This window comes from Streptosporangium lutulentum (genome assembly GCF_030811455.1).
Lineage (GTDB): Bacteria > Actinomycetota > Actinomycetes > Streptosporangiales > Streptosporangiaceae > Streptosporangium > Streptosporangium lutulentum.
The window spans coordinates 4,185,555-4,211,886 of the sequence record NZ_JAUSQU010000001.1 but is presented as its reverse complement, the minus strand read 5'-3'; the positions used below and the strand labels follow the sequence as shown (position 1 = coordinate 4,211,886).

General features: G+C 70.2%; 28 protein-coding genes. 22 read left to right on the top strand and 6 right to left on the bottom strand.

The window, feature by feature from the left end:
- Positions 1-13: 13 nt before the first annotated feature.
- Positions 14-199: a hypothetical protein gene (locus J2853_RS18835; RefSeq protein WP_307559706.1), complete on the bottom strand. Its 186-nt coding sequence runs from the start codon at positions 197-199 to the stop codon at positions 14-16.
- A gap of 46 nt (positions 200-245) precedes the next feature.
- On the bottom strand, positions 246-1,235 hold the full coding sequence (locus tag J2853_RS18830; RefSeq protein ID WP_307559704.1) for a COX15/CtaA family protein: 990 nt from the start codon (positions 1,233-1,235) through the stop codon (positions 246-248).
- 231 nt (positions 1,236-1,466) lie between these two features.
- Between J2853_RS18830 and J2853_RS18825 the strand changes: the two genes are divergently transcribed.
- The 13 genes from J2853_RS18825 (at position 1,467) to J2853_RS18765 (ending at position 13,953) form a co-directional block, all read left to right on the top strand.
- On the top strand, positions 1,467-2,621 hold the full coding sequence (locus J2853_RS18825) for an NAD(P)/FAD-dependent oxidoreductase (RefSeq protein ID WP_307559702.1): 1,155 nt from the start codon (positions 1,467-1,469) through the stop codon (positions 2,619-2,621).
- A complete protein-coding gene (locus J2853_RS18820) occupies positions 2,618-2,974 on the top strand; it encodes a (2Fe-2S)-binding protein (RefSeq protein WP_307559700.1) in 357 nt (118 codons plus the stop codon). Before J2853_RS18825 ends, J2853_RS18820 begins: the two co-directional genes overlap by 4 nt.
- Before the next feature lie 7 nt (positions 2,975-2,981).
- Positions 2,982-4,352, top strand: coding sequence for an FAD/NAD(P)-dependent oxidoreductase (locus J2853_RS18815; protein ID WP_307559699.1), 1,371 nt, complete (start codon positions 2,982-2,984; stop codon positions 4,350-4,352).
- 27 nt (positions 4,353-4,379) lie between these two features.
- On the top strand, positions 4,380-5,273 hold the full coding sequence (locus tag J2853_RS18810; protein WP_307559696.1) for a dihydrodipicolinate synthase family protein: 894 nt from the start codon (positions 4,380-4,382) through the stop codon (positions 5,271-5,273).
- A 55-nt stretch (positions 5,274-5,328) separates the two neighbouring features.
- Positions 5,329-6,330 carry a proline racemase family protein gene (locus tag J2853_RS18805; protein WP_307559694.1) on the top strand — a complete coding sequence of 334 codons (1,002 nt, stop codon included), beginning with the start codon at positions 5,329-5,331 and terminating at the stop codon, positions 6,328-6,330.
- 337 nt (positions 6,331-6,667) lie between these two features.
- Positions 6,668-7,840: a branched-chain amino acid ABC transporter substrate-binding protein gene (locus J2853_RS18800; RefSeq protein WP_307559692.1), complete on the top strand. Its 1,173-nt coding sequence runs from the start codon at positions 6,668-6,670 to the stop codon at positions 7,838-7,840.
- Positions 7,841-7,937: 97 nt separating this feature from the next.
- Complete coding sequence (locus J2853_RS18795) at positions 7,938-8,831, top strand: branched-chain amino acid ABC transporter permease (protein WP_307559690.1); 894 nt, start codon at positions 7,938-7,940, stop codon at positions 8,829-8,831.
- Entirely contained in the window at positions 8,828-9,790 is a 963-nt protein-coding gene (locus J2853_RS18790) for a branched-chain amino acid ABC transporter permease (protein WP_307559689.1), read from the top strand. The genes J2853_RS18795 and J2853_RS18790 overlap by 4 nt, the downstream gene beginning before the upstream one ends.
- Positions 9,787-10,554, top strand: a complete 768-nt coding sequence (locus J2853_RS18785) for an ABC transporter ATP-binding protein (RefSeq protein WP_307559687.1) — start codon at positions 9,787-9,789, stop codon at positions 10,552-10,554. The genes J2853_RS18790 and J2853_RS18785 overlap by 4 nt, the downstream gene beginning before the upstream one ends.
- Positions 10,547-11,272 (top strand): ABC transporter ATP-binding protein, encoded by a 726-nt coding sequence (locus J2853_RS18780; RefSeq protein ID WP_307559685.1) that lies wholly within the window; start codon positions 10,547-10,549, stop codon positions 11,270-11,272. Before J2853_RS18785 ends, J2853_RS18780 begins: the two co-directional genes overlap by 8 nt.
- Before the next feature lie 61 nt (positions 11,273-11,333).
- Positions 11,334-12,338 (top strand): proline racemase family protein, encoded by a 1,005-nt coding sequence (locus J2853_RS18775; RefSeq protein ID WP_307559684.1) that lies wholly within the window; start codon positions 11,334-11,336, stop codon positions 12,336-12,338.
- Positions 12,335-13,252: an ornithine cyclodeaminase family protein gene (locus J2853_RS18770; RefSeq protein WP_307559682.1), complete on the top strand. Its 918-nt coding sequence runs from the start codon at positions 12,335-12,337 to the stop codon at positions 13,250-13,252. Before J2853_RS18775 ends, J2853_RS18770 begins: the two co-directional genes overlap by 4 nt.
- Before the next feature lie 20 nt (positions 13,253-13,272).
- Positions 13,273-13,953, top strand: a complete 681-nt coding sequence (locus tag J2853_RS18765; protein WP_307559680.1) for a GntR family transcriptional regulator — start codon at positions 13,273-13,275, stop codon at positions 13,951-13,953.
- Between the two features lie 17 nt (positions 13,954-13,970).
- Here the strand turns inward: J2853_RS18765 and J2853_RS18760 are convergent, their stop codons facing one another.
- From J2853_RS18760 to J2853_RS18745, 4 genes are all read right to left on the bottom strand, one after another.
- Entirely contained in the window at positions 13,971-14,888 is a 918-nt protein-coding gene (locus J2853_RS18760; RefSeq protein ID WP_307559678.1) for an EamA family transporter, read from the bottom strand.
- A gap of 98 nt (positions 14,889-14,986) precedes the next feature.
- The gene (locus J2853_RS18755) at positions 14,987-15,754 is read right to left on the bottom strand and encodes an ABC transporter permease (protein WP_307559676.1); all 768 of its coding nucleotides are present in this window, start codon (positions 15,752-15,754) and stop codon (positions 14,987-14,989) included.
- A 100-nt stretch (positions 15,755-15,854) separates the two neighbouring features.
- Positions 15,855-16,763 (bottom strand): ABC transporter ATP-binding protein, encoded by a 909-nt coding sequence (locus tag J2853_RS18750; protein WP_307559674.1) that lies wholly within the window; start codon positions 16,761-16,763, stop codon positions 15,855-15,857.
- Between the two features lie 313 nt (positions 16,764-17,076).
- Positions 17,077-17,970 carry an IS982 family transposase gene (locus J2853_RS18745; RefSeq protein WP_307555729.1) on the bottom strand — a complete coding sequence of 298 codons (894 nt, stop codon included), beginning with the start codon at positions 17,968-17,970 and terminating at the stop codon, positions 17,077-17,079.
- 133 nt (positions 17,971-18,103) lie between these two features.
- Between J2853_RS18745 and J2853_RS18740 the strand changes: the two genes are divergently transcribed.
- The 9 genes from J2853_RS18740 (at position 18,104) to J2853_RS18700 (ending at position 26,021) form a co-directional block, all read left to right on the top strand.
- Positions 18,104-19,336 (top strand): multidrug effflux MFS transporter, encoded by a 1,233-nt coding sequence (locus tag J2853_RS18740; RefSeq protein WP_307559672.1) that lies wholly within the window; start codon positions 18,104-18,106, stop codon positions 19,334-19,336.
- Positions 19,337-19,441: 105 nt separating this feature from the next.
- Entirely contained in the window at positions 19,442-20,233 is a 792-nt protein-coding gene (locus J2853_RS18735; RefSeq protein ID WP_307568726.1) for a helix-turn-helix transcriptional regulator, read from the top strand.
- The gene (gene sufB / locus J2853_RS18730; protein WP_307559669.1) at positions 20,230-21,642 is read left to right on the top strand and encodes a Fe-S cluster assembly protein SufB; all 1,413 of its coding nucleotides are present in this window, start codon (positions 20,230-20,232) and stop codon (positions 21,640-21,642) included. The genes J2853_RS18735 and sufB overlap by 4 nt, the downstream gene beginning before the upstream one ends.
- Positions 21,642-22,760 carry a Fe-S cluster assembly protein SufD gene (gene sufD, locus J2853_RS18725; protein WP_307559667.1) on the top strand — a complete coding sequence of 373 codons (1,119 nt, stop codon included), beginning with the start codon at positions 21,642-21,644 and terminating at the stop codon, positions 22,758-22,760. The genes sufB and sufD overlap by 1 nt, the downstream gene beginning before the upstream one ends.
- Positions 22,757-23,074 carry a Rieske (2Fe-2S) protein gene (locus tag J2853_RS18720; RefSeq protein ID WP_307559665.1) on the top strand — a complete coding sequence of 106 codons (318 nt, stop codon included), beginning with the start codon at positions 22,757-22,759 and terminating at the stop codon, positions 23,072-23,074. The genes sufD and J2853_RS18720 overlap by 4 nt, the downstream gene beginning before the upstream one ends.
- A 2-nt stretch (positions 23,075-23,076) precedes the next feature.
- Positions 23,077-23,850 (top strand): Fe-S cluster assembly ATPase SufC, encoded by a 774-nt coding sequence (gene sufC, locus J2853_RS18715; protein WP_307559663.1) that lies wholly within the window; start codon positions 23,077-23,079, stop codon positions 23,848-23,850.
- Complete coding sequence (locus J2853_RS18710) at positions 23,850-25,109, top strand: cysteine desulfurase (RefSeq protein WP_307559661.1); 1,260 nt, start codon at positions 23,850-23,852, stop codon at positions 25,107-25,109. Before sufC ends, J2853_RS18710 begins: the two co-directional genes overlap by 1 nt.
- 112 nt (positions 25,110-25,221) lie before the next feature.
- Positions 25,222-25,659 carry a Fe-S cluster assembly sulfur transfer protein SufU gene (gene sufU / locus J2853_RS18705; RefSeq protein ID WP_307559659.1) on the top strand — a complete coding sequence of 146 codons (438 nt, stop codon included), beginning with the start codon at positions 25,222-25,224 and terminating at the stop codon, positions 25,657-25,659.
- On the top strand, positions 25,656-26,021 hold the full coding sequence (locus J2853_RS18700; protein WP_307559657.1) for a metal-sulfur cluster assembly factor: 366 nt from the start codon (positions 25,656-25,658) through the stop codon (positions 26,019-26,021). The genes sufU and J2853_RS18700 overlap by 4 nt, the downstream gene beginning before the upstream one ends.
- Positions 26,022-26,332: the final 311 nt, after the last annotated feature.

Here is a 26,332-nt window from a genome sequence, read left to right as displayed (position 1 = left end):
GGCCGTACGGCGCTCACTCCGGCCGGAGCGCGGCCTCCAGGCTCGTCTCGCGGGGCCCGGGGAAGACAGGGGAGGAGCCGGCGACCACCCGATGCCCGGAACCGGCCAGCCACATCCAGGTCAGCGGTGCGATCGCCAGCACACTCAGCAGCACCGCGCCCTGGTAGGAGAGTCGGAGGATCCCGCGTGACACCGGCATGCGGTCATTGTCACGGTCGGGTGCGGGCGGTGTCGAGCAGCCCGGATCAGGTGCGGACGGTGTCGAGTTCGTCCAGGTCCGCGGCCGTCGCGTTCAGCGGGTCCCGCGACCGCATCGCGAACACCACCCGCAACGTGCAGATCCACACCAGCGTCGAACCGAGCACGTGCAGGTCGACCAGGGCCGCGGGCACTCCCAGGAAGTACTGGACGTATCCGACGCCTCCCTGGGCCAGCTCGACGATCAGCAGCGTCAGCGCCGCCCGCCGCACGTGGCCCGGCGCGTCGGTGACGTGGGTCGCGAACAGCAGCGCGAAGGTGAGGCCGAGCACGACGTAGACGAGGTCGGTGTGGACCCTCACCACGCTCTCGATGTCGAACTGGAACCGGGAGGCCAGCTGGTCGCCGGAGTGCGGCCCGGTGCCGGTCACCACCACGCCCGCGATGAGCAGGGCGAACACCGTGGCGGTGAGCGCGAAGCCGAGCGTGCGGATGTCGCGGTGGACCAGACGTCGCGGTGGGGCGTCGCCCTCGCGAGAGCGGGCGTACAGCGCGTAGGCGGCGGCGATCAGGCCTGAGGAGATCAGGAAGTGCACGCTCACGGTGACCGGGTTGAGCAGGCTCCGCACGACCAGGCCGCCCCAGAGCGCCTGCGCGGCCACGCCGACGGGCTGGATCCAGGCCAGCCGGACCAGGTCGCGGCGGCGGGGAAGGAGCCTCATCGCGATGACCAGGCAGGCCAGGGCGACGGCCAGGACCAGGAAGGTCAGCATCCGGTTGCCGAACTCGATGGCCATGTTGATCGGCGCGGTCTCGTTGTGGGCGACCGGGACGAAGCTGTCCGGGGTGCACCTGGGCCAGGTCGGGCAGCCCAGCCCCGAGCTGGTGACCCGCACGGCCGCGCCGCTCACCGTGATGCCCGCGTTGACGACCACCGCCGCCAGAGCCCATCGACGCATGGTGACGTGGGTGGGGGACCACACGGTCTGCCACAGTTTCACGGCGTTGCCGCTGGTCTGGTCAAGGAGCTGCTTCACGGCTCACATGTTAGGCGGCGAGGTGGTCGGTCCCGCCTCGGACCCCGTGCGCGCCCGGCTCCGAACCCCGTGCGCGTCAGGCGTACGGCTCGCCCCGGTGCGTACGGCGTGCCTCCCGGGTCGTCCGGGTACGGGTCGGCTGAGCTGGAGAATGTGAGCGAAGTTCCCATTGATCCCTTTAAAGGTATGTGACATAGTACTGCCGAGTCGAGGTGCGGAGTGAGGTGAGCGATGCCGGACGTCGTGGTGATCGGCGCCGGGATGGTCGGGGCCGCCTGCGCCTATTACGCGGCCCGTGCGGGGCTGGACGTGGTGGTCGTCGACCGGGGGCCCGTGGCGGGCGGCACGACCGGCGCGGGCGAGGGCAACGTGCTGGTCTCCGACAAGGAGCCGGGCCCCGAGCTCGACCTCGCCCTGCTCTCCAACCGTCTCTGGCGCGACCTGGCGGCCTCCGGACCGGGTGACGGGTTCGAGTTCGAGGCCAAGGGCGGGCTGGTGGTCGCCGAGACCGATGAGGTGCTCGGCGCGCTCACCTCGCTGGCGGCCGGGCAACGCCTTGAGCACACCGTGGTCGCCCCCGGCGAGCTCGGCGACTACGAGCCCCACCTGACAAAAGGCCTCGCCGGAGGCGTGTTCTATCCTCAGGACGCCCAGGTCCAGCCCATGCTGGCGGCGGCCAGGCTGATCCGGCGGGGCGCGGAGAGATTCGGTGACAGCGCCCTGATGCTGCGCACCGGCGTCACCGTCACCGGCTTCGTCCGTGACGGCGACCGGGTCACCGGCGTCAGGACCGACCACGGCGACATCCTCGCCGGAGCCGTCGTCAACGCCGCCGGGACCTGGGGCGGAGAGATCGCCGCGCTGGCCGGAGTGCACGTCCCCGTCCTGCCCCGGCGCGGCTTCATCCTGGTCACGGAGCCGCTGGAGAAGCCGCTGATCAGGCACAAGGTCTACACCGCCGCCTACGTCACCGCCGTGGCCAGTGACGCGGAGGGTCTGGAGACGTCCGCCGTCGTGGAGGGCACCTCGGCGGGGCCCGTGCTCATCGGCGCCAGCCGCGAGCGGGTCGGCTTCGACCGTACGATCTCCGTCCCGGTGCTGGAACGCCTCGCGGCCCAGGCCGTCGCGTTGTTCCCCGCGCTCGCCGAGCGCAGGGCGATCCGGGCCTACTGCGGCTTCCGGCCCTACTGCCCCGACCACCTTCCCGTGATCGGCGAGGACCCCCGGGCGCCCGGCCTCTATCACGCCTGCGGGCACGAGGGCGCGGGCATCGGCCTGGCCCCGGCCACCGGTCACCTCATCGCCCAGGCACTGGCCGACGTCCATGTCGACCTGGACCTCGGCCCCTTCCGCCCGGACCGTTTCACGAAGGAGGAGTGCCGATGAGGCAGCCGTACCGCCTGGTGAGGGCGCGGCCCGAGCCGGAGTTCGAGATCAGCGTGGACGGCGTCCCCGTCCCCGTGGTCCCCGGCCAGACCGTCGGCGCCGCCATGCACGGCGCGGGCATCCGCTCCTGGCGCGTCACCCGGTTCGGCGGACGCCCCCGCGGGTTGTTCTGCGGGATAGGCGTCTGCTTCGACTGCCTGGTCACGGTGAACGGCGCTCCCTCCCTGCGTGCCTGCCTGACCGAGGCACGCCCGGGAGACCTGGTGACCACCGGCCACAACGCGGGCGACCGCCCGCGGGCCGACGCGCCCGTCCCCGACGGGTCCGCCTCCGACGCGGACGGGGAGCGGTGAGCGGCCGATGAAGCCGATCTACGACCTCGCCGTCGTCGGCGCGGGCCCCGCAGGGGTGGCCGGTGCGCTCACCGCCTCCCTCGCCGGGCTGAGCGTCGTGCTGCTCGACGCCGCGGCCAGGCCCGGCGGCCAGTACTTCCGGCACCCGCCGGAGGGCTTCCACGCCGAGGACCCCGGCGCGCTCCACCACGGCCTCGCCAGGTTCGTGCGGCAGTGGGACACGCTCCGCGGGCGGGCCGACGTGCTGCTCCGCCACCGGGTCTGGGCGGTGGAACGTGCCGATGAGACGGTGACCGTACGGTGCCTGGAGGGCGACCGCGAGGAACGGCCCCGCACGATCACCGCGCGCAGGCTGCTGATCGCCACAGGGGCGCACGACCGGCCGGTGCCGTTCCCCGGCTGGGACCTGCCGGGCGTGCTCACCGCGGGCGGCGCGCAGGCACTGCTCAAGGGCGACCTCGTGGTCGCCGGCCGCAGGGTCGTGGTCTCCGGGACGGGACCGTTCCTGCTCCCGGTCGCGGCGGGGCTGGCCGACGCGGGCGCGAAGGTGCTCGGCGTCCACGAGGCCAACGGCCGGTTCGGGCTCGCCGCACACCCTCTGCTCGCCGCGGGCAAGGCGGGAGAGGCCCTCGGGTACGGCGCGCGGCTGGCTCGCCACGGGGTTCCCTATCACGGCCGCCAGGCGGTGATCGCCGCGCACGGCGACGTCGCGCTGACCCACGTCACCGTCGCCAGGCTGGACTCCGGCTGGCGGCCGATCTCGACGCGAACCGTCGAATGCGACACCCTCGCCTACGGCTACGGTTTCGTCCCCCAGCTCGACCTGCCGGTCCAGCTCGGCTGCGCGACCCGCGGCGACGCCGACGGCAGCCCGGTCGTCGCGGTGGACGCGGGCCTGCGCACCAGCGTGCCCGGCGTGTACGCGGCGGGGGAGTCCACCGGCGTCGGCGGAGCCGTGCTCGCCGAGGTCGAGGGACGCCTCGCCGGCCGGACCGCCGCCGCGGACCTGGGCCGCCGGGTGCCGCCCGATCCGGCTCTGTCCCGGCGCAGGGACAGGCTCGCCGCCTTCGCGCGGGCGCTGCAGAGCGCCTATCCGGTGCGGCCCGGCTGGATGGGGTGGCTCCGCGACGACACCCTGATCTGCCGCTGCGAGGAGGTGCCCCTGTCGGCCGTGCGCGAGGCGCAGGAACTGGGCGCCACCGACGCGCGCTCCGTCAAACTGCTGGCACGCCCCGGTATGGGCTGGTGTCAGGGCCGGATATGCGGCTACGCGGTCGCATGTCTCGCCGGTGAGGACCCCGCGGCGCCCCGGCGCCCGATCGCCCAGCCCATCAGGCTCGGCGACCTCGCCGCGTCGACCCGACCCCCTTCGGGCTGACTCGACCCCACTGGAAGGATTACTGCGATGACGACCCGCCTGAAGCCCTGGCACGGCGTGATGGTGGCCACCGCGCTGCCCCTCGGCGAGGACCTCTCGGCCGACCTGGACGGCTACGCCGAGCACTGCCGGTGGCTGATCGCCTCCGGATGCGACGGCGTGGTGCCGAACGGATCGCTGGGCGAATACCAGACGCTGACCCCCGAGGAGCGGGCCGCGGTCGTGGAGACCGCGGTCGCGGCCGTCGGCGGGGACCGGGTCATGCCGGGGGTCGCCGCCTACGGCGCGCTGGAGGCCCGCCGCTGGGCGGAGCAGGCCCGTGACGCCGGATGCCGGGCGGTGATGCTGCTCCCGCCGAACGCCTACCGGGCCGACGACCGGATCGTGGTGGAGCACTACCGCGAGGTGGCCAAGGCGGGCCTGCCGGTGGTGGCCTACAACAACCCCTTCGACACCAAGGTGGACCTCACCCCTGAGCTGCTCGCGCGGCTCCACGGAGAGGGCCTGATCGTGGCGGTCAAGGAGTTCAGCGGCGACGTCCGCCGGAGCTACGAGATCGCCGAGCTCGCCCCCGGCCTGGAGGTGCTGGTCGGCGCCGACGACGTGCTGCTGGAGCTGACGCTGGCCGGCGCGGTCGGCTGGGTGGCCGGTTTCCCCAACGCGCTGCCGGCGTCCACCGTGGCCCTGTACCGGGCGGCGGCGGCCGGGGACCTGGACACCGCGCTCCCGCTCTACCGCGACCTGCACCCGCTGCTGCGCTGGGACTCCAAGCCCGAGTTCGTGCAGGCGATCAAACTCTCCATGGACCTGGCCGGGCGCAAGGGCGGCCCGTGCCGTCCGCCGCGGCTGCCGCTCGTCGCCGAGCAGGAGGCCGTCGTCCGCGCCGCCACCGAGAAGGTCCTGGCCGAGGGCCTGCGCTAGGCGGTCGAAGCATCCATAGCCTTGTAAGGCGACCATCCCCCCGCGAGGAGAATTGATGAGGACGAAAAGGGTCTTTCATGCGGTGGACTCCCACACCGAGGGCATGCCCACCCGTGTGATCACCGGGGGGGTGGGAGTCATCCCGGGCTCGACCATGGCCGAGCGCCGGAAGCACTTCCTGGCCGAAATGGATCACATCCGGACCCTGCTCATGTACGAGCCGCGCGGTCACTCGGCGATGAGCGGGGCCATCCTGCAGCCGCCCACGCGGCCCGACGCCGACTACGGCGTGCTCTACATCGAGGTCTCCGGCTGCCTGCCCATGTGCGGCCACGGCACCATCGGGGTCGCCACCGTCCTGGTGGAGACCGGGATGGTGGAGGTCGTCGAGCCGGTCACCACCATCCGGCTGGACACCCCCGCGGGCCTGGTCGTCGCCGAGGTCCAGGTCGAGGACGGCGCGGCCACGGCCGTGACCATCACCAACGTGCCCTCCTTCAACGCCGGTCTGGACCGCACGGTCAAGGTGCCCGGCATCGGCGAGGTCACCTACGACCTGGCCTACGGCGGCAACTACTACGCGATCCTGCCCATGGAGTCGGTGGGCCTGCCGTTCGAGCGTTCGCACAAGCAGCAGATCCTCGACGCGGGTCTGGCGATCATGCAGGCGATCAACGAGCAGGACGAGCCCGTCCACCCGCTGGACGACGGGTTCCGGGGCTGCCACCACGTGCAGTTCACGGCGCCGGGTTCTGACGCCCGGCACTCTCGGCACGCGATGGCCATCCATCCCGGCTGGTTCGATCGCTCGCCGTGCGGCACCGGCACCAGCGCCAGGATGGCCCAGCTCCACGCCCGGGGCGAGCTCGCGCTGGACACCGACTTCGTGAACGAGTCGTTCATCGGCACCCGGTTCATCGGGCGGCTCGTCGAGGAGACGGAGGTCGCCGGTCTGCCCGCGGTGGTTCCGACCATCACCGGGCGGGCCTGGGTCACCGGTACCGCCCAGTACTTCCTCGACCCTCGTGACCCCTTCCCCGAGGGCTTCCTGCTCTGACATCCTCTTCGATCGGGAAGGCCGGGGACTCCCGGCCTGAGCCGGACGGTTCACGGCCGTGACCGGTTCACGGACGGTTGGCGGCCGCGAACCGGTCAGCGGGCGGTTGGCGGCCGTGACCGGTTCGCGGGTGGTTCGCAGGCGGTGACCGGTCAGCGGGCGGTCGGCGGCGGTGACGGCCAGGACGAAAGCCGCGGTTACGGGAGGGGATTTACTGTGAGATTCCTCCCAGATGCGGCGAAACAGTGTATGAACGTTAACGGTCGTGTTTCGGCCCTTGACGCAACCGGCCACGCCGAGTGCAATGTCACACATCATTCGATGTGAGGAGCCGCACATGCGTGCCATCCCCTTGAAGTCCTTCGCCTCCCTGGCCGCTCTCGGTCTCCTGGTCACCGGATGTGGCCAGGGCCTGCTCGGCGGCGGCGACAGCGGCGACCAGGCCGCGAAGCAGGACGGTCCGATCGTCCTCGGCATGCTCATCCCGCAGTCTGGCAGCGAGGCGGCCATCGGTCCCTACATGAGCAACGCGGCGCAGCTCGCGGTCGACGAGATCAACGCCAAGGGCGGGGTGCTCGGCCGCCAGCTGCAGCTGAAGACCGCCGACGACGCCTGCGACGCCCAGTCCGCGGCCGCCGGAGCGAACAAGCTGGTCACCGAGGGGGTGAACGTCTCCGTGGGCGGTTACTGCTCGGGCGCGACGTTGCCGACCCTGCCGATCTTCGCCAAGGCGAACATCCCGATGATCATTCCGGCCGCCAACTCCCAGGAACTGGTCGACCAGAAGCTCAAGAACGTCTTCCTGATCAACGGCACGGGCTCCCAGCAGGCCACGACCGCGGAGAAGTGGATCACCAAGCAGGGCGCCAAGAGCGTCGCGCTGATGCACGACAACACCAGCTACTCCAAGGACATCGCGGTCCGCACCCAGGCCCTGCTCGACCCGCCCGGCGGTGCCGACGCCGTGATCACCGAGGCGGTCACGCCCAAGGAGAGCGACTACAGCGCCAACATCACCAACGTGCTCGACAAGAAACCCGACTTCGTCTACTGGACCGGCTACTTCCAGGAGGGCGGCCTGATCGCACGCCAGCTCCGCCAGGCCGGCTACAAGGGCTCGATCATGGTCGGGGACGGTTCGGTCTCTCCCAAGCTGATGGAGATCGCCGGCGCCGAGGCCGCCGAGGGCGTCTACGCCACGATGACCCAGACCCCCGACACGCTTGAGGGCGCGGAGGGCTGGATCGAGGCCTACAAGAAGAAGTACAACGCCGAGCCGGGCCCCTACTCCAACCAGGCCTACGACGCGGTGCGGCTGGCCGCCGAGGCGATCACCAAGGCGGGCGGCACCGACGGCGCCAAGGTCGTCTCCGCGCTCGAGGCGATCGACGGGTTCTCGATGTTCTCCGGGCCCCTGAAGTTCACCCCCGAGCACACCCTGGCCAGCGGCGGCTTCCAGATCCTCGTCGTCAAGGGCGACAAGTTCATCCTGCAGGACGCCCTCAAATGATCAAGTACGTCCCGGCCGCACGGGCGGACGGTGAGGGCGCCCGCGGGCACGACCCCCTCACCGGCGCCCCGGCCCGGCCGGTGAAGGAGGTCACCGCGTGACCCAGCTCATCTGGAACGGCCTGTTCGTCGGCTCGTTCTACGCCCTGGTGGCCCTCGGCTACAGCATGGTCTACGGGATCATCAAGCTGCTCAACTTCGCCCACGGCGACCTGTACATGCTCGGCGCCTTCGTCGGTTTCGCCATCCTCGGAGCGGTCGGCGGCGTCTCCCCGTCCATGGCCCTGCCGCTGCTGCTCGTGGTGCTCCTGGCGACCATGGTGGTCACCGGCCTGGCCGGGGTGGCGCTGGAGCGGATCGCCTACCGGCCGCTGCGCCGCGCCCCCCGGCTCTCCCTGCTGATCACCGCCGTCGGCGCGTCCTTCGCCCTGGAGTACGGCATGCGCGCCGTGGCCGGCGCCGACCCGCAGGTCTACCCGGTCCGGCTCGGCGGCACCTCGATGGAGTTCCTCGGCGCCCGGCTGACCCTCCAGCAGCTCGTCCTCATGGGCGTGGCCGTCGTCCTCATGATCGCTCTCAACCTGCTGGTCACCCGGACCCGGGAGGGCCGGGCGATGCGGGCCATCGCGCTGGACCCGCGCACCAGCGCGCTGATGGGCATCAACGTGAACTCGGTGATCTCCCGGACCTTCTTCGTCGGCTCGGCCCTGGCCGGGGCCGCGGGGGTGATGGCCGGGGCCTACTACGGGAAGATCGACTTTATGATGGGCTTCCTGATCGGGCTCAAGGCCTTCACCGCCGCGGTCATCGGCGGGATCGGCAACATCCCCGGCACGATGCTCGGCGGGCTGCTGCTCGGGCTGCTGGAGTCGTTCGGCACGTACTGGCTGGGCGGCGAGTGGCGCGACGTGTTCGCCTTCGGGGTGCTGATCCTGTTCTTGACCGTGCGGCCCACGGGCCTGCTCGGCGAGCGCGTCACGGAACGCGTATGAGTACGACCAAGGTCCGGCGCCTCGGCACGGACAAGCCCCCGACGCGCGTGTCGCGGATGATGCAGAACAAGTGGGCCGGGGTCGCCGGTCTGCTGATCGCGCTCCTCGCCCCCTTCGTCAACGCCACGCCGTACGCGCTGTCGGTCATGACCAGCGCGGCCATCTTCGTGATGCTCGCCGCCGGGCTGAACATCGTGGTCGGCTACTGCGGCCTGCTCGATCTCGGCTACGTGGCCTTCTTCGCGGTCGGCGCGTACACCAGCGGCGTGCTCTCCACCCGCTTCGACCTGCCGCTGCTGGTCACCGTTCCCGCCGTCATCGTGGTCACGGTCATCGCGGGGATCGTCATCGGCGCGCCCACCCTCCGGCTCCGCAGCGACTACCTCGCCATCGTGACCCTGGGCTTCGGTGAGATCATCCGGATCACCGCCAACAACCTGGACGTCACCGGCGGCCCCTCCGGCATCTACGGCATCCCGCACCTGGTGGGGAGCCCGGTGATCTTCTACTACGTCACCGTGGTCGTCGTCTCGCTGGCGGTCCTCGGCGCGGCCCGCCTGGGCCGCTCCCGGCTCGGCAGGGCCTGGCGCTTCGTCCGCGAGGACGAGGACGCCGCCGAGGCCATGGGCGTGCACACCTACCGCGTCAAGCTCGCCGCCTACATCGCCGGGGCCGTCTGGGGCGGTCTGGCCGGGGTCCTGTTCGCCTCGCAGCTGTCGGCGATCTCCCCGGGAAGTTTCACCTTCCTGCAGTCCGCGCTGGTCCTGATGGCCGTCGTCCTCGGCGGCATGGGCTCGATGCCCGGCGTCGTCATCGGCGCCGTCGTGATCAGCATCCTGCCGGAGATCCTCCGGGGCCTCGCCGACTACCGTTTCCTGTTGTTCGGCATCCTTCTCATCATCGTCATGCTCCTGCGACCGCAGGGGCTCTGGCCCGCCCGTTCCAAGGAGGTCTCGTGAGCCTGCTGAGCGTGGAGGACCTGCGCCTGTCCTTCGGCGGGCTGGTGGCCATCGACGGGCTCTCGTTCTCGGTGGACGAGGCGGAGATCGTCTCCGTCATCGGGCCCAACGGCGCGGGCAAGACCTCGGCCTTCAACTGCGTCACCGGGTTCTACCGCCCGACCTCGGGCCGGATCACCCTGCGGGGCAAGGACCTTCCCGGCCTGAGGCCGTCGGCCGTCGCGAGCCTCGGCGTCGCGCGGACCTTCCAGAACCTGCGCCTGTTCGGCGAGCTGTCGGTCCTGGACAACGTGCGCGCCGGATCGCACCTGTGGCTGCGGCAGAGCGTCTTCGACGCCCTGCTGCACACCCCCCGCTACCGCCGCTCCGAGAAGGAGTGCACCGAGCAGGCCCACCACTGGCTGGACTTCGTCGGCCTGCGCGGCGACCGCTACGGCGCCGCCCGCAACCTGCCCTACGGCGAGCAACGCCGTACGGAGATCGCCAGGGCGCTCGCCCGCCGTCCCGACCTGCTGCTTCTCGACGAGCCCGCGGCCGGGCTCAACCACGGCGAGAAGGAGGAGATGCTCGAGCTGATCCGGCGCATCCAGGGGCTGGGCGTGGCCATCGTGCTCATCGAGCACGACATGGGCCTGGTCATGGAGGTCTCCGAACGCGTGGTCGTGCTGAACTTCGGCAAGGAGATCGCCGACGGCCGCCCCGAGGACGTCCGCAGGAACCCGGCCGTCATCGAGGCCTACCTCGGGAGCGACGCCCATGCTTGACATCCAAGGACTCGACGTCCACTACGACGGCGTGCACGCCCTGCGCGGCCTGTCCCTCACCGTCGCGGAGGGAGAGATCGTCGCCCTTCTGGGCAACAACGGCGCGGGCAAGACCACCACGCTGGCGGCGGCCTCCGGCCTGGTACGGCCCAGCGCCGGAAAGATCGTCTTTGACGGGAAGGACGTCACCAGGGAGAAGCCGCACAAGATCACCGAACGCGGCCTGGTGCACGTCCCCGAGGGCCGGAAGATCTTCAGCACGCTCACCGTGCACGAGAACCTGCAGCTCGGCGGCTACCTGGTCCGCGACCAGGCCGAGATCCGCAGGCGGATCGAACGCGTCTACGGGCTGCTGCCCCGCCTGGCCGAGCGGCGTGGCCAGCACGGCGGCACGCTCTCCGGCGGTGAGCAGCAGATGCTGGCCATCGGCCGGGCGCTGATCACCGGGCCCAGGCTGCTGCTGCTCGACGAGCCCTCCATGGGCCTGGCCCCGCTGGTGGTCGCCTCCGTCATGGAGCTGATCGCGGGGATCAACGCCGACGGCACCTCGGTCCTCCTCGTCGAGCAGAACGCCACCGCCGCGCTCAAGATCGCTCACCGGGGTTACGTCATCGAGAACGGCGAGTGCGTGCTCGACGGTCCCGCCGCCGAGCTCCGCGAGGACGCCCGGGTGGTCGAGGCCTACCTCGGCGGAGTGCGGCGGAACGGAAGCCCGTGACAGCCTCCCCGCTGCCGAAACACGCCACCGAAGCCCGAGGCCTCCAGCCGGAAGGACCCAGATGATCGAGGCGATCGACTACCACACGGCCGGGGAGCCGTTCCGGATCGTCGTCGCCGGGGTGCCCGGCATCCCCGGTGACACGGTGCTGGAGCGCCGCGAGGCGGCGGCGGCTCCGGAGATCGACGCCGTGCGGCGGCTGCTCTGCCACGAGCCGCGCGGGCACGCCGACATGTACGGCTGCTTCCTCGTCCCCCCGGACGACCCCGGCGCCCATCTCGGCGTGCTGTTCTGGCACAAGGACGGCTACTCCACCGCCTGCGGCCACGGCACCATCGCACTCGGCGTCTACGCCGTGGACAGCGGGCTGGTCAAGGCCGATCCGGACGGGGAGACCGACGTGGTCGTCGACGTCCCCTCCGGCAGGGTGACGGCCAGGGTCCGCTGCGTGGCGGGCCGGGTCGAGGCCGTCACCTTCCGGAACGTCCCCTCCTACGTGGTCGCGCGAGGCGTCGAGCTCGGCTCGCCGCCCGCCGGGGCCGCGGCGGGGGCGGAGGCCGGCCGCCTCGCGGGACTCGCCGTCGACGTCTCCTACGGCGGCGCCCTCTACGCCTCGGTTCCGGCCGCGGCGTTCGGGCTGAGCGTGGTCCCCGAGCACCTCACCGAGCTGATCGCGCTCGGCCGGGCGGTCAAGGCCGCCCTGGCCGGCCACCCCGCCGCCAGGCACGCCGGCGACGACCGGCTCTCCGGGATCTACGGCGTCATCTTCCACGACGAGCTGGGCCCCGGCCACCAGCGCAACGTGACGGTCTTCGCCGACGGGGAGGTGGACCGCTCGCCCTGCGGGTCGGGCACCGCCGCCCGGCTGGCGCTGCTGCACGACGACGGCTTCACCGGCACGCTCGTCCACGAGAGCATCGTGGGCACCTCCTTCCTCGCCCGGGTGGCCGAGGTGACCGACGGCGGGATCGTCGCCGAGGTGGAGGGCATGGCCTACCGCACGGGAGAGCACCGGTTCGCGCTCGATCCTCGCGACCCGGTGGGCACGGGGTTCACCCTCCGATGAGCGGCCTGCCGTACCTGGACGGCGAGACCCTGCGCGAGCTGGTGCCGCCGGCGCTGGCCGTGCGGGTGCTACAGGACGCCCTGCTCGGCGGGCTCGACCCGGAGGAGACCCCGCGGCGGCCCGTCGTGGAGGTCCCCGCGGGGCAACTGCTGCTGATGCCCGCCACGTGGGGCGCCCACGCGGGCATCAAGATCGCCGGGGTCGCGCCGGCCAACCCCTCGCGCGGGCTGCCCCGGATCCAGGGCACCTACCTGCTCATGGACGGGGAGACCCTCACCCCCCTGGCCGCGATGGACGGCATCGCGCTCACCACGCTGCGCACCCCCGCCGTCTCCGCGCTCGCCGTACGGCACCTGGCCGGGCCCGGCGCCGCGACGATGGCGGTGTTCGGCACGGGCCCGCAGGCGTGGGGACACGTCGAGTCCTTCCGCGCGGTCCGGCCGGTGGAGCGGGTGATCGTGATCGCCAGGGACCCGGTGAAGGCGGAGGCGTTCGCCGCGCGCTGCGAGGCCGAGGGGCTCCGGGCGGACACGGAGGCCGGTCCCGAGGCGGCCGAGCTCATCGCCTGCTGCACGAGCGCCAGAGTGCCGCTGTTCGCGGGTAGGCTCGCTCGCGACGACGCGACCGTGGTGGCGATCGGCTCCCACGAGCCGGACGCCCGGGAGATCGACGACGATCTCGTCGCCCGTGCCACCGTCTTCGTCGAAGCCCGCGGCGCCGCCCTGGCCGAGGCGGGGGACCTGATCGTCCCGTTGCGGAGCGGTACGATCACCACTGGTCATCTCGCGGGTAACCTCCGGGAGTTGGTCACCGGTGCCGTGCACCCGGGGCCGGGTCCCCGGGTGTTCAAAAGCGTTGGCATGGCCTGGGAGGACCTGGTGGTGGCGGTCGCCGCCTACGAGGCGTGGACGTGAGGGATATGAGAGGCGCCGGCATGGCTTCTTCGGCGGAAGACCGGCTCGACCTGCCGGTCGTGAGCGAGCGGCAGAGCCTGCGGGAGCAGGTGGCTCACGCGCTGCGGGCAGCACTGATCACCGGTGAGATGAGGCCGGGCACGGTCTACTCGGCGCCGGTGCTGGCCGCCCAGTTCGGGGTCTCGGCGACTCCGGTGCGCGAGGCGATGCTCGACCTGGCCAAGGAGGGCCTGGTCGAGGCGGTGCGCAACAAGGGCTTCCGGGTCACCGAGATGTCCGACCGCGATCTGGACGAGCTCACCGAGATCCGCAGGCTCATCGAGGTACCCACGGTGGCCAGGCTGGCCGACGCAACCCGCGCGGAGAGCTTCGACCTGCTCCGCCCGGTGGCTCAGGAGATCGTCGACGCGGCGGAGCGCGGCGACCTGCTCGCCTACGTGGACGCCGATCTCCGCTTCCACGTGGAACTCCTGGCGCTGGCGGGCAACGCCCATCTCGTGGAGGTGGTGCGCGACCTGCGCAAGCGGGCCCGCCTGTACGGCCTGTCCGCCCTCCACCAGCGGGGCCGTCTCCCCGAATCCGCCCGCGAGCACCTCGACCTGCTGGAACTGCTCGCCGCCGGCGACGCGAGCGCCGCCGAGCACCTGATGCGCGACCACATCCAGCACGTCCGGGGCATCTGGGCCCAGCCCCCGCAGTAGTCCCCGCGACGGCGCGGTCAGCGGCTGCCGCGGGTCGCGCCGACGCTGGCGACGACCACGCAGCAGATGGCGGCCCACTCGCGCACGTCGAGCACCTCGCCCAGCACGAGCAGGCCGACGATCGCGGCCACCGCGGGCTCCAGGCTCATCAGGATGCCGAACACCCGCTTGGGCATCCTGCGCAGCGCCTCCAGCTCGATGGAGTAGGGGATGACCGAGGACAGCAGGCCCACCCCGAGCCCGATCAGCAGCAACTCCGGCTGGAGCAGATCGGCCCCGCCCGTGGTGATCCCCACCGGGGCGATCAGCAGGAACGACACGATCATGGCGAAGGAGAGACCGGTCGTGCCGGGGAAACGCCGGCCCACCGAGGCCGACAGCAGGATGTAGCCCGCCCAGCAGACCGCCGCGACCAGCGCGAACCCGATCCCGGCCCAGCTGATCCGGGAGGTCGCCGTCCCCCACGGGGCCAGCAGCACCACGCCCGACCCGGCCAGCACGACCCAGAGCAGGTCCATGCGGCGGCGCGAGGCGGCCACCGCCACGCCGAGCGGGCCGAGGAACTCGATCGCCACGGCGATGCCCATGGGCAGCCGCGCCAGGGCCTCGTAGAACGACAGGTTCATCACGCCCAGCGTCACGCCGAACGCCACACCCGCCCCGAGGTCCGCCCGGGTCAGCCCTCTCAGCCGCGGCCGGGCGACCACCCCCATGATCAGCGCGCCCATCGCGATCCGCAGGAACACCACCGCGCTCGGCGGGAGCTGGGAGAACAGGTCCTTGGCGAATCCCGCGCCCACCTGCACGGACAGGATGGCCAGCAGCACGAGCCCGGACGGCGGGATCGCGTCGGCCGCGGCGCGCAGCAGCGCTCCGGACCTGGGCAGCCCCGGTTCGTACGGCTCTGCGGGCCCGTCCGGGGCTTGAGCGGTCACGGGACTCCTTGGTGCCAGGTGCAATACGGTGGTTCAGACCTTACTAACGACGGACGTCCCTTTAGGAGGCACGTCCGCGATGCGAGATGCCTCGCGGGTCATTCCCAGCGGAAGGTGCGCGCCGTGATGAACAGGGAGACCACGGCCCAGACCGCGAGGATGGCCGCCGAGGCCGGCGGCAGCCCGGTGCCGTCGGTCAGGACCGAGCGGAGCCCGCCGGTCAGCGCGGAGATCGGCAGCGCCTCCAGCACCGGCTGCACCGACTCAGGGAACTTCGACAGCGGGAAGATGACCCCGCCGCAGCCGAGCAGCACCAGGTAGACGAGGTTGGCCCCGGCGAGCGTGGCCTCGGCGCGCAGGGTGCCCGCCATCAGCAGGCCGAGCCCGCTGAACGCGGCGGTGCCCAGCAGGATCAGCAGGAGCGCGGCCAAGGGCGAACCCTCCGGGCGCCAGCCCAGGGCGATCGCCACCCCGCTGAGGATCACCACCTGGACGACCTCCACGGCGATCACCGCGAGCGTCTTGGCCAGCATGAGCCCGGTACGCGACAGCGGCGTCGCGCCCAGCCGTTTCAGCACGCCGTACCGGCGTTCGAAACCGGTCGCGATGGCCTGCCCGGTGAAGGCGGTGGACATCACGGCCAGCGCGAGCACGCCGGGGGTGGTGAAGCCCACCCGGGAGCCGCCGCCGACGTCCACCAGCGGGGCGGCCGAGAAGCCGACGAGCAGCAGCACCGGAATGATCATGGTGAGCAGGAGCTGCTCGCCGTTGCGGAGCATGGAGCGGATCTCCGCGCCCGCCTGCGCCGCCACCATCCGGCTCAGCGGCGCGGCGCCCGGGGCGGGGGTGAGGTCCAGGGTCGTCATCGTGCTCTCCTGCGGTCTGGCGCGGGCCGCATGCGCCGGGGGGCGGGCCGTGCTCGTCGGTGAGATGGGAAGGAGAGGCGAGGGGAGCACGGGGAGGGCGTCATCGGAGCTCACGGCCGGTCAGTTCGAGGAAGACGTCTTCCAGGGTGCGGCGCTCGATGCTCAGGTCGTCCGCGGTGACGCCCTCCGCGGCGCACCAGGTGGTCACGGTCGCCAGGAGCTCGGGCCCGACCTGGCCCTCGATGATGTAGTGCCCCGACGGCGACTCCTTGGCCGCGCTGCCGCCCGGCAGCGCGGCGAGCAGCTCGTCCAGGGAGAGCCCCGGCCGGGCGCGGAAACGCAGCTGCCGCTCGGCGCCGGTCAGCGAGGTGGGCGTGCCCTCGGCCACGACCCTGCCGTGATCGATGATCACGATCTGGTCGGAGAGCTTCTCCGCCTCGTCCATGTGGTGGGTGGTGAGCACCACCGAGACCCCGGCGCCGCGCAGGTCGTCCACCAGCTCCCAGCAGGCGTGCCTGGCCTGCGGGTCCAGGCCCGCGGTCGGCTCGTCGAGGAAGACCAGCTCGGGGCGGCCGATGACGGCCGCGGCCAGCGACACGCGCTGCTGCTGGCCGCCCGACAGTCTCCGGTACGGCGTGCGGACGTGCTCGGTCAGCCCCAGGCGGTCCAGCAGCGCCGCCGGGTCCAGGGGATCGGCGTGAAAACGGCTCATCAGGCGCAACCACTCCCCGCAGCGCATCGCCGGGGGTACGCCTCCGGCCTGGAGCATCACCCCGACCCTCGCCCTGAGCTCGGCCCGGGAGGGGTCGAGCCCGAGCACGTTCACGGCGCCGCCGTCGGCTCGCCGGAACCCCTCGCAGATCTCGACGGTCGTGGTCTTGCCCGCGCCGTTGGGACCGAGGATCGCGGTGACGGCGCCGCGGGCGGCGCTGAAGGACAGGCCGTCGATCGCGGTCGTTCTGCCGTATCTCTTGACCAGATCGATGATCTCGACGGCTGGGGACTCCATGGCCACGAGTTTAGGGACTGCTCCCGCCGGTCACGTTGCCGGACCACCGATCCGGAGCCCGTCCCGTCCGGCTCCCTCCCGGCGGAGGGCGCGGGGCGAATCCCGCGGAAACCGGCTGCCGTACGCGGTCCCGGCACGGGAACGCGTACGGTCCGGGCCGTTCACCGGTCCGGCCGGCCCGCCGTTTGGACGCCGGGCGGCGGCTGCCTTCACTCCTCGCCCGGACGCCCACAAAGCATCACGTCTGCATATTTTTACGGAAATTTACGACTCTAAGGAATTCGGATGACCTAGACGAGTAAGTCCGATGTGATCAGTGGTCGTAGGCGATCAGCGAGCGGGTGACCGGGGCTCCGGTCTTGTTGTTGTGCCAGATTGCCGCGGCCATCGCCAGGATGCGCTGGGCGACGCGGACGGCGACGCCCTCGAAGGTCCGTCCGCCGTGTTGTTCCAGGTCGAGTTGGCCTTTGAGAGTGTCGTTGACCGACTCGATGAGCTGGCGGACCTTCTTGAGCATTGGCTCGCCGTGCCGCTGTTTCTCCCGCTTGCGGGAGGGACGCAGCAGGTCGATGCCGTGGGCGGCGAGTTCCTTCTCAAAAGGCTTGGAGGCGAAACCCTTGTCGCAGATGAGCAGAATGCCCTCGCGTTCGGCGATCAGGCCGGCATCGACCTCGAGCATCGCGGCCAGCACCTCCCGCTCGCCGATCTTCGGGTTGGCCAGCGCCCATAAGATCGGCATGCCGGTCGGGGTGCACACCAGATACAGCCGCAGGCCCCAGAAGAACCGGGAGTGTGAGGCGCAGTAGCCATAGCCGGCCCAGCCGGCCAGGTTCGAGCGCTGCACGGTTGGGCGCGACATCCCGCACGGCACCGGTGTGGAGTCAACGATCCAGTGGTTGTCGAACCAAAAGTCGCTGTCGGTGGCCAGCTCCCGGATCATCTGCTTGACCAGGGGCAATGCCGCGCGCAGGCGTTTGTTGTAGCCCGACTGCTGCGGCAGGTACGGGAACATGCCGGACAGGTGCGTGCGGGCGAAGCGCAGCCAGCGGGCCTCGGAGTGGTGACCGAGCAGCGCCTGGGCCACCGCCAGGCAGACGAGCTCGGAGTCGCTGAGCAGCGGCGGCCTGCCCATCGATCGGCTTCCTCCGATCTTGTCGTCGATCTTCACATATAGTGCGGTCAAGAGGGTGTTCAGGTCTTGCGTCACAACATGATCTTGAACGCCCTCTCTTCATGCCCGGTCACCGGCCCCAGACATCGGACTTACTCGTCTAGCTGTGGTTGAGACGCTCTGGCCCTCGTGGGCCCATCGTGGCCTGCGAGCAAAAAGGGGACAGAGTATGACTGCGGCTGCCATCGAGCCGGAGGTCGCGCCCATCACACGGCGCAAGGGGCTGCTGCTCATTCTGGGAGCGCTGTCGGCGATCGGTCCCCTCTCGATCGACATGTACCTGCCCGCGCTGCCCGCCATCGCCGGGGAGATGGCCACCGGGCAGGCCCAGGTGCAGCTCACCCTGACCGCGTGTCTCATCGGCATCTCCGTCGGGCAGATCATCGCGGGCCCGCTCAGCGACGTGCGCGGACGGCGGACGCCGCTGGTGCTCGGCATCACGGCCTACGCCGTCGCCTCCCTGCTGTGCGCGTTCTCGCCCTCGGTGTACGGGCTGATCGGGCTCCGCCTGCTCCAGGGCATCGCGGGCGGCGCCGCGCTGGTCATCGTCCGCGCGGTCGTCCGCGACCTCTACGAGGGCGCGGCCATCGCCCGCATCTTCGCCACCCTCATGCTCGTCAGCGGCCTGGCGCCGATCCTGGCCCCGGTCGCGGGCGCGCAACTGCTCAACCACACCTCCTGGCGCGGCGTCTTCGTCACGCTCAGCGTCGCGGGACTCCTGCTGCTGGCCGCCGCGCTGTTCTGGGTGCGGGAGACGCTCCCGCCCGACCGGCGTGAGGGCGGCGGGCTCAAGCACACCCTCGTCACCTTCGGTCATCTGCTCCGGAACCGGTCCTTCATGGCCAGCGCGCTGGCCGGCGGACTGGGCTTCGGCGGCCTGTTCGCCTACATCTCCGGCTCGCCGTTCGTGCTCCAGGAGGTGTACGGCGCCTCGCCGCAGACCTTCTCCCTGGTGTTCGCGCTGAACTCCTTCGGCCTGACCGTCACCGCGCAGATCGGCGGCCGTCTCGCCGGCCGCAGCATGACCCCCGCGCGGCTGATCCTCATCGGGTTGTTCCTCAACGCGGTCGGAGCCGCGGCGCTGCTCGCCACGGCCCTGCTCGACCTGCCCCTGTGGGTGCTGATCACCGCGCTGTTCGTGATGATGTGCGGCGCGGGCTTCGTCCTGCCGGGCAGCGGCGCGCTCGCGCTGGCGGGCCAGCCCCAGCAGATCGCCGGGAGCGCCTCGGCGCTGACCGGCGTGCTGCAGTTCGCGATCGGCGCGGTCGCGGCGCCGCTGGTGGGAATCGGCGACGGGGTCTCGGCGCTGCCGATGGCCCTCGTCCTGGCCGGATTCACGCTCGCGGCCACCGTCGCCTTCGTCGGCCTGGGGAGGACCCCGAGGAGCGTTTCCGCAGTTTAGGTAAGGCTTACCTGCGTGACAAACGGCATTCTCCGGTGCTCTCGGTATCGGTTGTCACCCGGGAAGTAATTAAGGCACACTGATGTTGTGAAATACGTGACCGAGATGTCAGGCACCGAGGAGACCGCCGTCGTGCGGCTCTCCGGCGTGTCCGCCGAGCGAAGCACGCGCGCGCGTGTCGCCCGGCTCATCCTGGAACACGGACCCATCACCGCCGCCGCCCTCGGCGAACGGCTCGGGCTCACCCCCGCGGCCGTCCGCCGCCACCTGGACGCGCTGCTCGTCGACGGCCTGACCGAGGTTCGCACGGCGAGGCCCCGTGGCCAGCGCGGACGCGGGCGGCCGGCGAAGCTGTTCGCCATAACGGACGCCGGGCGGAGCGCCTTCGAACACGCCTACGACGGGCTCGCGGGAAGCGCGTTGCGTTTCCTCGCCGAGCGCGTGGGCGAGGAGGCGGTGGCCGAGTTCGCGCGGTCACAGGTGTCCGCCCTCGTCGAGCGCTTGGGACCGCAGATGAGCGAGGTGCCCGTCGACCAGCGGGTGCGCGTGCTGGCCGAGGCCCTGTCGGCCGACGGCTACGCCGCCTCGGCGAGCAAGGCCAGTCTCGGCGGCGAGCAGCTGTGCCAGCACCACTGCCCGGTGGCGCATGTGGCCGCGGAGTTCCCGCAGCTCTGTGAGGCCGAGACGGAGGCGTTCGCGCAGATCCTCGGCACCACCGTGCAGCGGCTCGCGACCATCGCCCACGGCGACGGTGTGTGCACCACTCACGTGAGCCCCCGCAGAACGACCGAGCACAGTGCGGAAGAGCGCGAGACGAGCTCGAGGGCATCCGGGCCGGCGCAGTCGTCGGCAATCCACGAAACGATCGATAATTTGAGTAAGGAGACCGGAAGGTGACTATCACCGACCGCCCGGAGCTGGAAGGCCTCGGGAATTATAAGTTCGGCTGGGCCGACTCGGACGCCGCTGGTTCCACAGCCCGTCGTGGTTTGTCCGAGGAGGTCGTCCGCAACATCTCCGCCCTCAAGAACGAGCCGGAGTGGATGCTGGACCTTCGGCTGAAGGGCCTTCGCCTGTTCGGCAAGAAGCCCATGCCCAACTGGGGTTCCGACCTCAGCGGCATTGATTTCGACAACATCAAATACTTTGTGCGCTCCACCGAGAAGCAGGCCGCTTCCTGGGAAGAGCTGCCCGACGACATCAAGAACACCTATGACAAGCTCGGCATCCCGGAGGCGGAGAAGCAGCGCCTGGTCGCCGGCGTCGCCGCCCAGTACGAGTCCGAGGTCGTCTACCACCAGATCCAGAAGGACCTCGAGGACAAGGGTGTCATCTTCGTCGACACCGACACCGCCCTCAAGGAGCACGAGGAGCTCTTCAAGGAGTACTTCGGCACCGTGATCCCGGTCGGCGACAACAAGTTCGCCGCGCTGAACACGGCCACGTGGAGCGGCGGCAGCTTCATCTACGTGCCGCCGAACGTCACCGTGGAGATCCCGCTCCAGGCCTACTTCCGGATCAACACCGAGAACATGGGCCAGTTCGAGCGGACCCTGATCATCGTGGACGAGAACTCCTACGTCCACTACGTCGAGGGCTGTACCGCGCCGATCTACTCCTCCGACTCGCTGCACAGCGCCGTCGTGGAGATCATCGTGAAGAAGGGCGCCCGCTGCCGTTACACGACCATCCAGAACTGGTCGAACAACGTCTACAACCTGGTCACCAAGCGCGCCGTGGCCTACGAGCACGCGACCATGGAGTGGGTCGACGGCAACATCGGCTCCAAGGTCACCATGAAGTACCCGGCCATCTACCTCATGGGCGAGTACGCCAAGGGTGAGACGCTGAGCGTCGCCTTCGCGGGCGAGGGCCAGCACCAGGACGCCGGCTCCAAGATGGTGCACCTCGCGCCGCACACCAGCTCCAGCGTCATCTCCAAGTCCGTGGCCCGCGGCGGCGGCCGCGCCTCCTACCGCGGTCTGGTCCAGATCGAGGAGGGCGCGCACGGCAGCGCCAGCACCGTCAAGTGCGACGCGCTGCTGGTCGACCAGATCAGCCGCTCCGACACCTATCCCTACGTGGACGTGCGTGAGGACGACGTCTCCATGGGGCACGAGGCCACGGTCTCCAAGGTCTCCGACGACCAGCTCTTCTACCTGATGAGCCGCGGTCTGGGCGAGGACGAGGCGATGGCGATGATCGTGCGCGGCTTCGTCGAGCCGATCGCGCGTGAGCTCCCGATGGAGTACGCCCTTGAGCTGAACCGCCTGATCGAGCTGCAGATGGAAGGGGCCGTCGGCTGATGGGTCTCGAAACCAAGCCTTTGTCGACACTCCACGAGAAATCCTCGTACGACGTGGAGGACTTCGCGGTCCCGACCGGGCGCGAAGAGGAGTGGCGGTTCACCCCGCTCTCCCGCCTCAAGGGTCTGCACAGCGGTGCCGCGACCTCCGGGAGCGTGGCCGTCCACGTGGACGCCGCCCCCGAGGTCACGGTGGAGACCGTGGGCCGCGACGACCAGCGGATCGGCAAGGCGTACGTGCCCGCCGACCGGGTCAGCGCCCAGGCCTACACCTCCTTCGAGAAGGCCACCGTGATCGCGGTGGGGCGCGAGGTCGTCGCCTCCAAGCCGACCGTGATCACCTTCACCGGATCCGGCGAGGGCCACGCCTACGGCCACACGATCGTCAAGCTCGAGCCGATGGCCGAGGCCGTGGTCGTCCTGGACCACCAGGGCAGCGCGGTCTACGCCGACAACGTCGAGTTCGTCGTGGGCGAGGGCGCCACGCTCAAGGTCGTCAGCCTGCAGGACTGGGCCGACGACGCCGTGCACGTCTCCCACCACCACGCCCAGCTCGCCAAGGACGCGACCTTCCGCAGCTTCGTGGTGACCCTCGGCGGCGACCTGGTACGGCTCTCGCCGTCGGTCTCCTACACCGGTCCCGGCGGCGACGCCGAGCTGACCGGCCTCTACTACGTGGACGCCGGGCAGCACCTGGAGCACCGCCTGCTGGTGGACCACTCCCAGCCGAACTGCAAGAGCAACGTCGCCTACAAGGGCGCGCTGCAGGGGCAGGACGCCCACGCGGTGTGGATCGGCGACGTGATCATCCGGGTCGAGGCCGAGGGCACCGACACCTACGAGCTCAACCGCAACCTGCTGCTCACCGACGGCGCCCGCGCCGACTCGGTGCCGAACCTGGAGATCCTCACCGGTGAGGTCGCCGGAGCCGGTCACGCCAGCGCCTCCGGACGCCTGGACGACGAGCACATCTTTTATCTCCAGGCCCGCGGCATCGCGTTCGAGGACGCGCGCCGCCTGGTCATCCGGGGCTTCTTCGCGCAGCTCCTGGAGAAGATCGAGCTTCCCGAACTCCGTGAGCGGGTGCTCGCCAAGGTTGAGGCGGAGCTCGAAAAGTGACGTTCGAGAAGGTCTGCAAGCTGGCCGACATCCCCGACGAAGGCGTGATCGGCCTGGAGGTGGGGGAGACCCCTGTCGCCCTGGTCCGCCGGGGCGAGGAGGTCTTCGCCCTGCACGACGTGTGCTCCCACGCCGAGGTGAAGCTCAGCGAGGGCGAGGTCTACGAGGACAGCCTGGAGTGCTGGCTGCACGGCTCGTGTTTCGACCTCCGCTCGGGCAAGCCCACCGGCCCGCCCGCCATCAAGCCCGTTCCCGTATACCGAGTGAAGATCGACGGCGATGACGTCCTCGTCTCGCTTTCGAAGGAGTCATAACAGTGTCTGATGTGAGCCGAGTCCCCTCGGGGTCCACCCTTGAGATCCGTGACCTGCACGTCGCCGTCGGAGACAAGGAAATCCTGCGCGGTGTCAACCTGACCGTGAAGGCCGGCGAGACCCACGCCATCATGGGCCCCAACGGCTCGGGTAAGTCCACGCTCGCCTACGCGATCGCCGGTCACCCGAAATACACCATCACCGGTGGTCAGGTCCTGCTGGACGGTGCCGACCTGCTGGAGATGACGGTCGACGAGCGCGCCCGCGCGGGCCTGTTCCTCGCCATGCAGTACCCGGTGGAGGTCCCCGGCGTCAGCGTCTCCAACTTCCTGCGCACCGCGGTCACCTCCGTGCGCGGCGAGGCTCCCAAGCTCCGCCAGTTCGCCAAGGACCTGAAGACCGGCATGGACGCCCTGTCCATCGACGCCGCCTTCGCCCAGCGCAACCTGAACGAGGGGTTCTCCGGCGGCGAGAAGAAGCGCCACGAGATCCTCCAGCTCGAACTGCTCAAGCCGAAGATCGCGGTCCTCGACGAGACCGACTCCGGCCTGGACGTCGACGCGCTGCGCGTGGTTTCCGAAGGCATCAACCGCTTCCGCTCCTCCGGCGAGACCGGCGTGCTGCTCATCACCCACTACACCCGCATCCTGCGCTACGTGAAGCCGGACTTCGTCCACGTCTTCGCCGCGGGACGCATCGTGGAGCAGGGCGGACCGGAGCTCGCCGACAAGCTCGAGGCCGAGGGTTACGAGGCCTACACGAAGGCATCTGCGTAATGAGCACAGGCTTTGACGTGGAGAGGATCAGGAAGGACTTCCCTGTCCTCTCCCGCGAGCTGCCCGGCGGCAGGCCGCTGGTCTACCTTGACTCGGGAAACTCCGCACAGAAGCCCACCCAGGTGATCGAGGTCATGCGCGACCACCTGGCCATGCACTACAGCAACGTCGGCCGTGCCATGCACGTGCTGGGCGCCGAGTCCACCGAGGCGTACGAGACCGCCCGCGACAAGATCGCCGCCTTCATCGGCGCGCCGAGCCGCGACGAGGTCATCTTCACCAAGAACGCCTCCGAGGCGCTCAACCTGGTGGCCTACGCCTTCGGCAACCCCATCACCGAGGACCCCCGTTTCCGGCTCGCCCCCGGCGACGAGATCGTCATCTCCGAGATGGAGCACCACTCCAACATCGTGCCGTGGCAGATGCTCGCGCAGCGCACCGGTGTGACGCTGAGATGGTTCTCCGTCACCGACGAGGGCCGCCTGGACCTGTCGAACCTGGAAGACCTGGTCAACGAGCGCACGAAGATCGTGTCGATCGTGCACCAGTCGAACGTGCTCGGCACGGTCAACCCGGTCGCCCAGGTGCTCGCCAGGGTCCGCGAGGTCGGCGCGCTGATGATGCTCGACGCCTCGCAGTCGGTGCCCCACCAGCAGGTGGACGTGGCCGCGCTGGGCGTCGACTTCCTGGCCTTCACCGGGCACAAGGTCGTCGGCCCCTCGGGGGTCGGCGTGCTGTGGGGCCGCGGTGAGCTATTGGAGGCCATGCCCCCGTTCCTGGGCGGCGGCGAGATGATCGAGGCGGTCTGGATGGACCACTCGACCTACGCGCCCGCGCCGCACAAGTTCGAGGCGGGCACCCCGCCGATCGTCGAGGCCATCGGCCTCGGTGCCGCGGTGGACTACCTGTCCGAGATCGGGATGGACGCCGTCGCCCATCACGAGCGTGAGCTCACCGCTTACACGCTCGGCGCGCTGGGGGAGATCCCCGGCCTGAAGGTGATCGGCCCACAGGATCTCGAACAGCGTGGCGCGACTGTTTCATTCACTCTTGAGGGGATTCACCCGCACGACGTCGGGCAGATCCTGGATGACAACTTCGGCGTGGCCGTGCGGGTGGGGCATCACTGCGCTCGTCCGCTCCACCTGAGGTTCGGGATTCCCGCCACCACGCGGGCGTCCCTTTACCTGTACAACACTCCGGCCGAGATCGACGCCCTGGTCCGCGGCCTCCATCACGTGCGGAAGGTGTTCGCCTAGTCATGCCGGAGCAGTCGAGCCGGCGAGCGGACAACAAGCCGGCCGGGCCCGCCCGGGTGACCGGCGACGCACGGGCATACGGTGCAGCGAACGAGAAGGTGAGCATGACCATATGATCGCCGAGTCCATGTACCAGGAGTTGATCCTGGAACATTACAAGCATCCCCAGGGGCGAGGTCTCAGAGACCCGTACGACGCCGAGGTTCACCACGTGAACCCGACGTGCGGCGACGAGATCACCATGCGTGTGAAACTGGGCGACGGCGGCAAGGTCGAGGACGTCTCCTACGACGGCCAGGGCTGTTCGATCAGCCAGGCCGCCGCCTCCGTCCTGCACGAGCTGGCCACCGGCTCGACCGTGGACGAGACGTTCACCGTGGTGGATGAGTTCACCCGGCTCATGCAGGGCAGGGGCAAGGTGGAGGCGGACGAGGACGTGCTCGGGGACGCCGTGGCGTTCGCCGGGGTCGCCAAGTTCCCCGCCCGGGTGAAGTGCGCACTACTGGCGTGGATGGCCTACAAGGACGCGGTCGTTAGGAGTTCGAAATGAGCAAGGCTGTTGAGACGCCGACGACGGCGTATGACGGGGACACCTCCCTTGACGAGATCATGGAGGCCCTCAAGGACGTCGTGGACCCCGAGCTGGGCATCAACGTGGTCGACCTGGGTCTGATCTACGGGGTCAACCTCGACGCCGCCGAGCCCGGAACCCCGCCGATCGCCACCATCGACATGACGCTGACCAGCGCGGCCTGCCCGCTGACCGACGTCATCGAGGACCAGGCGCACACGGCCCTGGACGGCATGGTCTCCGATGTGAAGATCAACTGGGTCTGGCTTCCGCCGTGGGGCCCGGACAAGATCACCGATGAGGGTCGCGAGCAGCTCCGCATGCTCGGATTCAACGTCTGAGTCGCACTTCCCGCTACGGCTCGCGCTCTCGGGTGCGAGCCGTAGCGAATTATGTGAGAGGATTCCCCCTGCCGGGAAGAAAAGCCCGGCACGGAGTGTTGACTCCACTCGACGGACAAGCGTCCACCTCATCGTGGACGCCCCGACCGAACCTGGCACTGCGAACGCCGGGTATGCTTGATCGTGGTTTGACTGCGTGCGGGTAAGCTAGACCCGCCCCGTGCGGTGCGCCTCGACTTGCACCGCACTACCGCCCCCAAGTGGGTGTTGATCAAGTGTGGCCTCAGGCCACACGTTCCAGGCTCGTCCTT

Coding starts and splice junctions, on each gene's coding strand:
- J2853_RS18775 (WP_307559684.1), top strand. CDS start 11,334: ATGATCGAGGCGATCGACTACCACACGGCCGGGGAGCCGTTCCGGATC.
- J2853_RS18755 (WP_307559676.1), bottom strand. CDS start 15,754: ATGACGACCCTGGACCTCACCCCCGCCCCGGGCGCCGCGCCGCTGAGC.
- J2853_RS18740 (WP_307559672.1), top strand. CDS start 18,104: ATGACTGCGGCTGCCATCGAGCCGGAGGTCGCGCCCATCACACGGCGC.
- J2853_RS18770 (WP_307559682.1), top strand. CDS start 12,335: ATGAGCGGCCTGCCGTACCTGGACGGCGAGACCCTGCGCGAGCTGGTG.
- J2853_RS18780 (WP_307559685.1), top strand. CDS start 10,547: ATGCTTGACATCCAAGGACTCGACGTCCACTACGACGGCGTGCACGCC.
- J2853_RS18800 (WP_307559692.1), top strand. CDS start 6,668: ATGCGTGCCATCCCCTTGAAGTCCTTCGCCTCCCTGGCCGCTCTCGGT.
- sufD (WP_307559667.1), top strand. CDS start 21,642: ATGGGTCTCGAAACCAAGCCTTTGTCGACACTCCACGAGAAATCCTCG.
- J2853_RS18765 (WP_307559680.1), top strand. CDS start 13,273: ATGGCTTCTTCGGCGGAAGACCGGCTCGACCTGCCGGTCGTGAGCGAG.
- J2853_RS18700 (WP_307559657.1), top strand. CDS start 25,656: ATGAGCAAGGCTGTTGAGACGCCGACGACGGCGTATGACGGGGACACC.
- J2853_RS18750 (WP_307559674.1), bottom strand. CDS start 16,763: ATGGAGTCCCCAGCCGTCGAGATCATCGATCTGGTCAAGAGATACGGC.
- J2853_RS18735 (WP_307568726.1), top strand. CDS start 19,442: ATGTCAGGCACCGAGGAGACCGCCGTCGTGCGGCTCTCCGGCGTGTCC.
- J2853_RS18805 (WP_307559694.1), top strand. CDS start 5,329: ATGAGGACGAAAAGGGTCTTTCATGCGGTGGACTCCCACACCGAGGGC.
- J2853_RS18815 (WP_307559699.1), top strand. CDS start 2,982: ATGAAGCCGATCTACGACCTCGCCGTCGTCGGCGCGGGCCCCGCAGGG.
- J2853_RS18825 (WP_307559702.1), top strand. CDS start 1,467: ATGCCGGACGTCGTGGTGATCGGCGCCGGGATGGTCGGGGCCGCCTGC.
- J2853_RS18835 (WP_307559706.1), bottom strand. CDS start 199: ATGCCGGTGTCACGCGGGATCCTCCGACTCTCCTACCAGGGCGCGGTG.
- J2853_RS18790 (WP_307559689.1), top strand. CDS start 8,828: ATGAGTACGACCAAGGTCCGGCGCCTCGGCACGGACAAGCCCCCGACG.
- J2853_RS18810 (WP_307559696.1), top strand. CDS start 4,380: ATGACGACCCGCCTGAAGCCCTGGCACGGCGTGATGGTGGCCACCGCG.
- J2853_RS18820 (WP_307559700.1), top strand. CDS start 2,618: ATGAGGCAGCCGTACCGCCTGGTGAGGGCGCGGCCCGAGCCGGAGTTC.
- sufU (WP_307559659.1), top strand. CDS start 25,222: ATGATCGCCGAGTCCATGTACCAGGAGTTGATCCTGGAACATTACAAG.
- J2853_RS18710 (WP_307559661.1), top strand. CDS start 23,850: ATGAGCACAGGCTTTGACGTGGAGAGGATCAGGAAGGACTTCCCTGTC.